Origin of the sequence: Paenibacillus sp. GCM10027630 (assembly GCF_042676305.1) — a bacterium.
GTDB lineage: Bacteria > Bacillota > Bacilli > Paenibacillales > NBRC-103111 > Paenibacillus_S.
The window spans coordinates 208631-218824 of sequence record NZ_JBHTGY010000039.1; the positions used below are offsets into that span (position 1 = coordinate 208631).

Sequence of the window (10194 nt, forward strand, 5' to 3'; positions counted from 1 at the left end):
GCGGTTGTGATGAGATTTGGACTTACGGTTAACGGAACCGTTTATGCCATGGGGCTTCATAAGAATGCGAACCGGGAGCGAATTACAGCGTTGGAGCTTTTGCATACGGCTGAGTCGTATGGGCTTCAGGGAGCTGAGATACCATATGGGATGGTACAAAGCAGTGATCCCGATGAAATCGCCGATTACGCTCAGCAGAAAGGAATGTTCATCAACATAGGAGCGGGAGGCTACGATCCGACGAGCTTGATCGAAGCCATGAAGCTTGCGAAGCGTATTGGGGCACTGACGGTGAGAACAGTTGTTGGCGGAGCCAAGCTCGGCGGAGACCGCCGACATATGGCAGGGACTTGGCAGCCATTCCTTCAAACCATACTGAGCTCATTCCAAGAAGTGATGGATTCGGTCGACCCTTCGGGTCCGTCTCTTAGCGTGGAAAACCATCAGGATTTGGCATCGGAAGAGCTGATCTGGCTTTGCGAAACGATCGGCTCAGACCGCTTCGGAATCACGCTCGATACGGGCAATCCCTTGGCTACGGCTGAAGAGCCGGTCGACTTCTTCCGCCGAATTGCTCCTTATGTAAAAAACGTACATTTGAAAGAATATGCCGTTTATTGGTCGGAGGAAGGATATCGGCTGGTTCGCAAGCCGCTTGGGCAGGGAGTAATTAATTTTCCAGAGTTGCTTAGCATCTTTAGCGTTGTTAACCCGCAGATCACTATGTCGGTCGAACACGGCGCATTGGAAGCCAGACATGTAAGGGTTCTGGAGGAGGATTTCTGGACGGAATATCCAGAGCGTTCCGCCCGCCAGTTGACCCGCCTGCTCCGCTTTGTCGAAGACACAGCCAGGAATAAGGGAGATTGGAGAACACCCTTCGAGAAAGGTGCTTCACCGGAGGAAATCGCCGATTACGAGATCAGGGAATTGGATGCTGGGCTCGCGTATTTATTCAATCTGATAAAGCCGTATACACAAGCACATCCGCAAGTTATACCAATAATCCGATGAGGTGATGAATATGACAGCGATGGATTTAAAAGGTAAAAATGCGATTGTAACCGGTTCCAGCCGGGGGCTCGGAAGACAATACGCTCATGTGCTGGCTAGTGCGGGGGCGAATGTAATTATTCATGATATAAATGAAGAAGCAGCGGCGCGATTCAACGAAGCGGCATCGGGTAGTGCTGTAGCGGAAGACATCGCTTCTACGTACGGCATCCAAACCAAATTTATTGCAGCCGATATGGGCGATCCGGATCAGGTGGAAGCGCTAATCCGCCAATCAATCGATACGCTTGGATCGATCGATATATTGATCAATAATGCCGGCGGGGATATCGGACTTCATACGCCACGCCCGGAGCCTAATGATGCACTGGACATTTCCGTTGAAGATATTCGAGCTGTGGTGGATCGCAACTTGCTGTCCACCATGTTCGCGTGCAAATTTGCAGGGCTGCACATGCGTGAGCGCCGCTCCGGCAAAATCGTCAATGTCGGGTCGACTGCCGCTCATATGCCTGTTCGCGGAGGCATTATTTACGCAGCGGCGAAATCGGGAATTACCCATTATACGCGCTGTCTGGCTGAACAGCTCAGGCCATTTGACGTCAATGTCAACTGTATTTCTCCAGCTCCAACCTATACAGCCCGCTTTTTGGCGACGAGAACCGTTGCGAGCCAAGAAGGACGGTCTAGGCTGCAGCAGATTGCACAACCGGAGGACATGTCAAAAATCATATTGTTCCTCTGCGGGCCTCAATCCGAAATATTGACTGGTGAAACTATCGTCTGCTGGAATTAATTGGTTAAACCCGTTTTTGTTGGAAGGAGTCTAGATACCGATCGTCGAATAAGTGAGAAGTTGTTACATTTGGAAGGAGGAGTTAGATCCATGACCAACCAAACCGATGAAAGACGCACCGGTGCGGCAATGATCCGTGAAATGGACGAAACCTATGTGCCTTACGGCATGCTAGCCATTTGGTTTCTCGGCCAGGAGAGCGTCGTCATCAAGGGTGGGAATACCATCATTTATATTGACCCTTATTTGGCAGCGCAGAAGTCCAGGGTTTTCCAAGCGCCGTTCCGACCAGAGGACGTAACTAACGCAGCTTATTGTTTAATTACACATGAGCATAGCGACCATCTGGATCCTTCAACCCTCTCCGTATTGGCTCAAACCGGCAGCGACACGATGTTTGTAGCTCCAGGTTTTTGCCGTGGACAAATGCTGGAGTTGGGAGTACGACCTGAACGGCTGCTGGATGCGGCAACCGGGCAATGGTGGGAGGGCGAAGGCGTTAGGATCAAGCCGGTGCCAGCCGCCCATGAGGAGTTGGACTACGACCCGGTACGAGATCACCGGTTTGTAGGATACTTATTGGAGCTTAACGGCGTCACCCTGTATCATGCTGGGGATACCGTAATTTATCCCGGTTTGATTGAGAGCCTCAAGGCCGAGCACATTGATATTGGTATGCTGCCAATTAATGGTCGTGATGCTTTTCGATGGGCAAGAGGCCTGATTGGCAATATGAACTATCGTGAGGCCGCTGAGCTGGCGGTTGCCGCCGAAATGGAGACTGTGATTCCGCTGCATTACGATATGTTTGCCGGAAACAGTGAGAAGCCCGGCTATTTCGTTGATTACTTATACGAGCATTATCCGGAGCAAAAGTTCCATGTACTGGCCAGATTTGAACGCTTCGTTTATGTATCTGCTGCAGCCTTAACAAAGAAGGGCGAATAAGAACTTTTGAAAAGTTGATTCATGAATGTCAGACATGCAATATGCTTGAACATCGATTAAAAGTTGGGGGTTGTCATAAGCGGTAAGTTAAACTGCTTGAGGCAGCCCTTTCAAGCATCAAAGGATGCTTTGAATGTGAGGTGGGCAAATGAAATTTTTTCAAATGTACAAGTCGCGAAAATATTTTCAACGAATGCTGCTTTCCATCACCTTATTGATGATTATGTTCATGGCTTTTTTTTCGTCTGCGTTTTACTATAATTCGGAATCCGTCGTACTTGACATGCAGGAAGAAGCCAACAAAAAAGTACTGACTCAAATGAATTTCAACATTCAGTATATGAACGAACTGGTTAAAAATTTGGCAACGTCGACCTTCTCCGATAACCAGATCCTGCCTTTAATGACCCATAAGGAAATCGAGACGTTCGAGCTGGTGAACAAACTGCGTAGGCTGGAGAAGATTGTTGATTCTACAACCTTCCTGAAATCGATCGTCATCTATAACGGCATATGCGGCTGTTATTATTCTACGGCATCCGGTTTGGCAGCAAGTACCGATCCCGATGTCCTGTTGTTAAAAGATTATATCGGTTCGACAACAGTAGTCCCCAAGCTGAAACTAATTCCTATGCGCATGAGCCGGGGAGCAGACGATCCTGATGAAATCAACGCTTTTTCTTTTTTTATTTACGACGAGAAGACTGTTCAAAATTCCGGTCAAGGTGGAATCGAGAATGCACTTATATTCAATGTAAAGACGGAATGGCTGTTCGATAATATGAAGACAGTAAACGGGATTGGCAATGAGCCGGGAAACCATATTTTTATTATGGATAACAATGGAAACATCCTTACTCCTAACCGTGAACCGAAGAGCTACAGCAATGCACTGTCAGCGGTTTTAGATGAAAAAGGGGCCGCAAACCGTTTGTCCAGCAATATGTCTTCCACCTTCATCGGTACGTTTAACGGTAAAAAAACAATCGTCACCCATTTGAATTTCGACACCTATCAATGGAAGCTGGTCATCGTTCAGCCTTATGAGCATATAGTCGGCAAGCTAGATCGTATGCGCAATACCTCGATTATCGTAACCCTATTGTTTCTTCCGCTTACGGCGCTCCTTTCGCTGTTCATTTCGCATAAGCTGTACCGTCCAATCGAAGCGATGATGGAGCAATTCCGCAAAAATACAAGACGTGAGGACAAAGTTTCGTTCAGTGAAAAGGACGAACTGCTTTATATGTCTTCGGTCTATACGCAGGTTCTGGAAAAAATGCGGGGGATTGAGCGCGACTCACAAGCCAAAATGTCCTTGGTGAAGCATTATTACGTGCGTAAGCTGATTATGGACAGCACCTCGATTACATCATCGGAAATGAAGGAATACATCGATCAGAACCATCTTCAATTAAAGTCAGACGGCCCGTACCTGCTGGCTGTTCTTCACATTGAACATTATTCGGCACTGTCTCACAAGGCCAAGGTGGCCGACCTCAGACTTTACAAGTTTGCAATAAGAAATATCACGAAAGAAATTATGGACAAATCATTCTGTAACGAGACAGTCGATATGCGCGGCGACCATTTGGCGGTGCTAATCTCGGTCGACAGCTCTGATTGGGATTCCATACTGAAGACGGCAGCCATCCGACTGCAGGAAATTCAGGATACGATTCTCGCGTTTTATCGGATTTCCTACACCGCAACAATAAGTGATCCGATCCTCAGCTATGAGGACATTACACGCCACTATGGCTCGGCATTAAGCCTTGTCCGGTACCGGATGGTTTGTGGAACAAGGCAGATTATTACGACGGATCGGGTGAAGCGCAATATGAATAACCGGGAGCTTCACCTGCCGGAGAAGGTCGAGGAGAAATTTATCGAGGAGCTTAAGGCAGGCAACCGGCAGCAAATCGCCGCAGTACTGGACCGGATTTTCGGTTGTGTCTCCAGCCTGCATGCGGATCATGTGCTGTTCAATATGCTGCGGCTTTCCTTGATTATCTCAAACACGATGCGTGAAATGAATCAGCATCGGCTTATCCCTATTGACCTGGATTTGCAGGAATTTAACAGAACGATCATGGAAATGGAACAGCTGGACGAGATCAGAGAAGCTTTCGATTCGCTTATAGAGCGGCTACTTGATCAGATGAAGCAGGGAGACGAAAATAAAAATACGATTTTGATCGACGCCATCAAGGAAATTATTGAAGAACATTATGCCGACAAAAATTTAAACCTCCAACAGATTGCCTCGATGGTCAAGATGTCACCGGTTTACTTGGGGCGCATGTTTAGAAACTGCGTTGGCATGTCAGTGGCGGACTATATCAACGGAGTTCGGTTGAACATTACGCTGGAGATGTTAGGCAAAGAGCAATACAACATCACCGACATTATGGATCGGGTTGGTTTCAGCAATCAAAGCTCGTATTTCCGGCAGTTTAAGAAGAAGTTCGGCGTCACGCCTAAGGAATACCGGGTCAAACAGCTGCTGGATTTCAACTGAAAGTTCACATATCGGCGCCGTGATGCGCAATCATGTATCCGTCAGGCAGTAAAGTTTAAAAATGGTATCGGCTACTGCATGAATCTATACAACTGACAGTAGCCCCCAGACGTTCGGCTGTATTATGTTGAAGAAGCGGTGTAAGTACTCCAGGCTTGATACAATCCAATTTATGGGAAAGAGGTGAATCGGTTGAACCCGGAGAATACGGCTCTATCCACCAGTCAGTCAAGCGCTGCGGCTACGGCACATTATACGGGCAAAGCGCCGGGAAAGCGCGGGGCATTCAAAAAAAACCGGGAGCTACTGGCTCTATCGCTTCCGGGAGTTTTGTTCAAGCTTATTTTTTCATATTTGCCGTTGATAGGTCTGATTCTGGCATTTAAAGATTTTCGCTATGACAAAGGTATTCTTGGAAGCAACTGGATTGGCTTTAAAAACTTCGAGTTTTTTTTCACCTCGGAGGATGCTTTCCGGATTACGAGAAATACCATTTTGTACAATGTGGGCTTTATTTTGCTGACAACTATCATCGCCCTGGCGCTTGCTATCGCTTTGAACGAGGTAACGAAACGGTTTATGAAAGTTTACCAGACAGCTTTGTTTTTGCCCCATTTTCTCTCGTGGGTAGTTGTCGGGTACATCGCGCTCGCTTTTCTCGATCATGAGAAAGGATTTATTAACCAGTGGTTGATACAGTTCGGCGTGGATCCGGTCAAATGGTATCAGGAGGCACAGTATTGGCCGGTCATTTTAAACCTCGTGCATTTATGGAAAAACATTGGTTTTGCAACGCTTATCTATTACGCCGGCATTATCGGACTTGACTCCAGCTATTATGAGGCCGCAAAAATCGACGGCGCAGGACGATGGCAGATGATTACCCGAATTACAATTCCTCTGCTTACACCACTTATCTTGATTTTATTTATACTTGATATCGGCAAAATATTCCGCGCTGATTTCGGATTGTTTTACTTTATTCCTAACAACTCGGGCATGATTTACTCCTCCACAGATGTCATCGATACGTACGTGTTCCGTTCATTGAAAGTTGTGGGAGACCTCGGCATGTCAACGGCGGTTGGTCTTTATCAATCGGTGATCGGATTCATACTGGTGCTTTGTACCAACGCTATCATCAAAAAAATCAACCACGAAAATGCCTTGTGGTAGGAAGGGGGCAACGCTGACGTGCTTTCCAAAATTTCGCCGTTGCAGTGGCTGATTCATGCTTATTTTGCCGCGCTTACCCTGGTTATGCTGCTTCCGCTAATCCTTATCATCTCGGTATCGTTTACTAATGAGCTGACCCTCAGCACCGAAGGCTACCGGTTTATACCAAGCCAATTCAGCTTAGCTGCCTATAAGACTTTGTTCGAAGCGCCGGGCATTCTGCTTAATGCTTACGGGGTCACGATCCTCGTTACTGTTCTTGGCACCGCTTGCGGACTGCTGCTGACTTCTATGCTGGCCTATACGATCTCGCGGCCCGATTACCGCTATAGACGGATAACAACGCTTTTCGTATTTTTCACGATGCTGTTTAACGGAGGACTCGTACCGTTCTACATTTTGATAACGCAATATTTGCATCTTAAAGACACGCTCGGTGCGCTTATTCTGCCTTATTTGATCAGCCCGTTTCTAGTAATGGTGATGAAAGGCTTTCTCGAAAAAATTCCACTGGAAATTATCGAATCAGCCAAGATGGACGGAGCGAGCGAGTTTCGGATATTTTTTACACTCATTTTACCGCTGTCCACGCCGGCTTTGGCTACTGTTGGGCTGTTTATTTCATTCACTTACTGGAATGATTGGTGGTTGGGGCTCCTATTTATCGATGCGGAGAAGCTGGTGCCTTTGCAATTGTTGTTATACAGAGTCATGAACTCAATCGAATTTTTGCGGTCGAATACCGAATTTATGTCCACTATGACTATCGATATGTCGCAGTTCCCGAATTTGTCAGCACGCATGGCGATGGCCATATTAGGAGCAGGGCCGATGCTGTTTATTTTCCCTTTTTTCCAAAAATATTTTGTCAGGGGATTGACGGTAGGCTCTTTAAAGGGTTGATTCTATAATGAGGGCGGAGGTTTCGATAAAAATGAGAGCGCTATCAAAAAGTAAGCAATTGCGGGTTACAATGGCTGGCCTGCTCTGCGTTGCAATGTTGAGCGCATGTAGCGGCGGAGGGGGAGGCGGGGCGGCCAAGCCAGGAGATCAGCCGGGAAAAGCGGGGGAAACCGGCAATTCAAATTTGAAACCGGTAGAGCTGATCTGGTATTACCCCATGAACAAAATGCAGCAGGATCAAAAGACGATCGAAGAAGAAGTTAACAAAATTACTAAAGCGAAGCTGAACGCGACGGTCAAGATGGGGCCGATCGATATAGGCAGCTACGAACAAAAGATGAATACGATGGTTGCAGCCAATGAACCGATGGACATCATCTGGACATCGCACTGGAACTTTAAAATGGACCAGAATGTAGCTAAAGGTGCCTTTCTCCAGCTGGATGAATTGATTGACAAATATGCTCCCAAGCTGAAAAAAAGTCGTCCGGAATCGGTATGGAACTTCTCCAAAATCGATGGAAAAACGTATGCCGTTCTCAGCTATCAGACGGTTACGGAGCGTTCAGGCTTTTTGGTGCAAAAGCGGTATGCGGATAAATACGGTTTGAATCCTGCGGATATTAAAAATCCTTTCGATATGGAGTCGTTTTTTGCCAAGCTTAAGGCGGGCGAAAAGGATGTTATCCCTTACGGAATCAGTCGGCTTGGTGCAACGGGCGGGATGCTGAATCCAATTTTGGAAGGCGTTACGTCAGGAGTATCGATATACAGAGGAGACAAATCGCTGAAGCTGGTACCGACCTACGAAACGCCAGAATATAAGGACCTGCTGCCAAAGCTGCACGACTGGTTTAAAAAAGGTTATATCAACCAGGACGCAGCGACCCTGAAGTCGATTACCGAGCTGCAAATCACGGGCAAAGTCGCAGCGATCTTCCATAACGTGCTTAAGCCGGGACGGGAAGGTGAGGAAAGGGTGACGATGGGTGGTAACGATGTCATTGCTTTGTATACTTCTGGCGTCACGCTGCCGGCAATTAACCTGTCCTCTGCGATGGGGATCAGCCGCAACTCGAAAAATCCAGACCGTGCTATGATGTTCCTGGAGCTGTTGAACTCGGATAAAGAGCTGTTTAACTTGATCAGCTACGGGATCGAAGGCAAGCATTACAGCAAAGTGGATGCGGATCACGTAAAAAGTATTGCGAACGGCGGCTACGCCCCGAATCAGTCTTGGGTGTTCGGCAATGTCTTTAACTCGTATTTGCAAGAAGGGCAGCCTTCGGGAACATGGGAAGAAACGCAAAAGCTTAACGAATCGGCTGTTCCTTCCGTGCTGACAGGCTTCGTGTTTAATCTCGATCCGGTCAAGACCGAAATAGCCAATATGAAAGCAGTGGAGGATGAATATTTGCCGTCATTAAGTACTGGCACCGTCGACCCTGCGCAAAAATATAACGAATTTATCGATAAATACAAGAAGGCGGGCCAGCCTAAAGTGATGGCCGAAGTACAGAAGCAGTTGGACGCTTGGAAGGCTAAGCAGGGGAAATAAGCGGCTGATCAGCGTCAGGATGGAGTTAACTGGAGCCCAAATTAGTAAATATTAAAAGCCGCTTAGCTTGCGGCTTTTTTTAATTTGTGAGAGGATCATTATCCTAATATTTTTTCTTGAATGGAGATAAAAAATGGTATAGTAATAACAATAGTTTGTTCCCGGGTTAGGAGACAGAGTCCCACATCCATTCACAGAAGGAGGGAGGATATGGCACGGCAGAGTAAGAAGAAAAAGTCCATATTGCAGGAAATTAGAGAGACGATTCATTTGCTTACTAAACCCAAACGCAGCACCAAAAAAGTAACCCGTCGAAAGGCTGCGACTCCTAAACAATTGAAACACAATACTGAAAGTACACAGGAACTCCAGGAGAAGCTAGAGCAGAAATTAACTAAAAAAATGTCTGAAGACATGCAAAAGATGAAGCTGCAAGTGAAACAAGAGCTATTGGAGAAGCTGGCCAAGCCAAAACCTATATTAAAAAACAATAAAAATGATTCTATTAAGAAAAAGAAAAAAGAGGTTACTGTCAGAAAAAAAGTAAATGAAACGGGTAAACGATTATCCAAGCAGGATAAGGGAACATATAAACCGCTAACGGACTGTACTTTTCTTAGAATATTGATTTTATCAGATAGTGTAAAAGGTGAAGTTATTGTGGGATATGAGATCCTGGATAACAGCAGTCAAGAAGTTTGGGGAATTGGGATTCATGAAGGTACCAGGCTGGGAAGATCCAAATTGATTTTGAATACAAAAGTTAAGAGCCGTCAAGTAGAGTCGGAACGTCAATATTATCTGGCGAACGATAAGGATGATACTCTGTATTTCTCAGAAAATTACAAAAAGCCAGCTCTGTTGAATGGCAAAGTAACAATCGCGAATTACACAAACGGACTTGCCGAAGCCATTCAACAAGCTTATAGGGCAGGATATCAAAGCAATAGTAAAATACCGAGGTTGCGAATGATGAAAACAGGTAACTAAAACTGGGTAAAAACCGAAATAAGCGCTTGACAAAGTCATTCAATTTCGACTCCCGTGCTTACCTCAGCTCTAGATATGACTCTAAGACAGACAATGGCAGCAAGCACAAGATATTATTCGATTCGAAGCTGTAGCCTACCTAAACCTGCAATTATACGTCCTTTTAGCAAGTTTATCGTAGAATTCTTGAATTCATGCAAATGAAGTCAATTTCATAATTCGAACCCCTTGCTACGACTGGTTTTTTTCGCACACAAAAAAGGAGTACCTCCCCACAATCTCGAAGTT

8 protein-coding genes are annotated in these 10194 nt (G+C 46.1%); all 8 read left to right on the forward strand.

Annotation, left to right across the window (positions count from 1 at the left end; genetic code table 11):
* Positions 1-9 precede the first annotated feature (9 nt).
* Positions 10-1014, forward strand: coding sequence for a sugar phosphate isomerase/epimerase family protein (locus tag ACFQ0C_RS21420; protein ID WP_379369371.1), 1005 nt, complete (start codon positions 10-12; stop codon positions 1012-1014).
* A 10-nt stretch (positions 1015-1024) separates the two neighbouring features.
* A complete protein-coding gene (locus tag ACFQ0C_RS21425) occupies positions 1025-1810 on the forward strand; it encodes an SDR family NAD(P)-dependent oxidoreductase (RefSeq protein WP_258211943.1) in 786 nt (261 codons plus the stop codon).
* A 90-nt stretch (positions 1811-1900) separates the two neighbouring features.
* Positions 1901-2758, forward strand: a complete 858-nt coding sequence (locus ACFQ0C_RS21430) for an MBL fold metallo-hydrolase (protein ID WP_379369374.1) — start codon at positions 1901-1903, stop codon at positions 2756-2758.
* 148 nt (positions 2759-2906) lie between these two features.
* Complete coding sequence (locus ACFQ0C_RS21435) at positions 2907-5279, forward strand: AraC family transcriptional regulator (protein WP_379369376.1); 2373 nt, start codon at positions 2907-2909, stop codon at positions 5277-5279.
* A gap of 306 nt (positions 5280-5585) precedes the next feature.
* On the forward strand, positions 5586-6455 hold the full coding sequence (locus ACFQ0C_RS21440; RefSeq protein ID WP_258212146.1) for an ABC transporter permease subunit: 870 nt from the start codon (positions 5586-5588) through the stop codon (positions 6453-6455).
* Positions 6456-6473: 18 nt separating this feature from the next.
* Complete coding sequence (locus ACFQ0C_RS21445) at positions 6474-7358, forward strand: carbohydrate ABC transporter permease (RefSeq protein WP_379369378.1); 885 nt, start codon at positions 6474-6476, stop codon at positions 7356-7358.
* A gap of 31 nt (positions 7359-7389) precedes the next feature.
* Complete coding sequence (locus ACFQ0C_RS21450) at positions 7390-8916, forward strand: ABC transporter substrate-binding protein (RefSeq protein WP_379369380.1); 1527 nt, start codon at positions 7390-7392, stop codon at positions 8914-8916.
* Between the two features lie 210 nt (positions 8917-9126).
* Positions 9127-9906 carry a hypothetical protein gene (locus ACFQ0C_RS21455; RefSeq protein WP_379369382.1) on the forward strand — a complete coding sequence of 260 codons (780 nt, stop codon included), beginning with the start codon at positions 9127-9129 and terminating at the stop codon, positions 9904-9906.
* Positions 9907-10194: the final 288 nt, after the last annotated feature.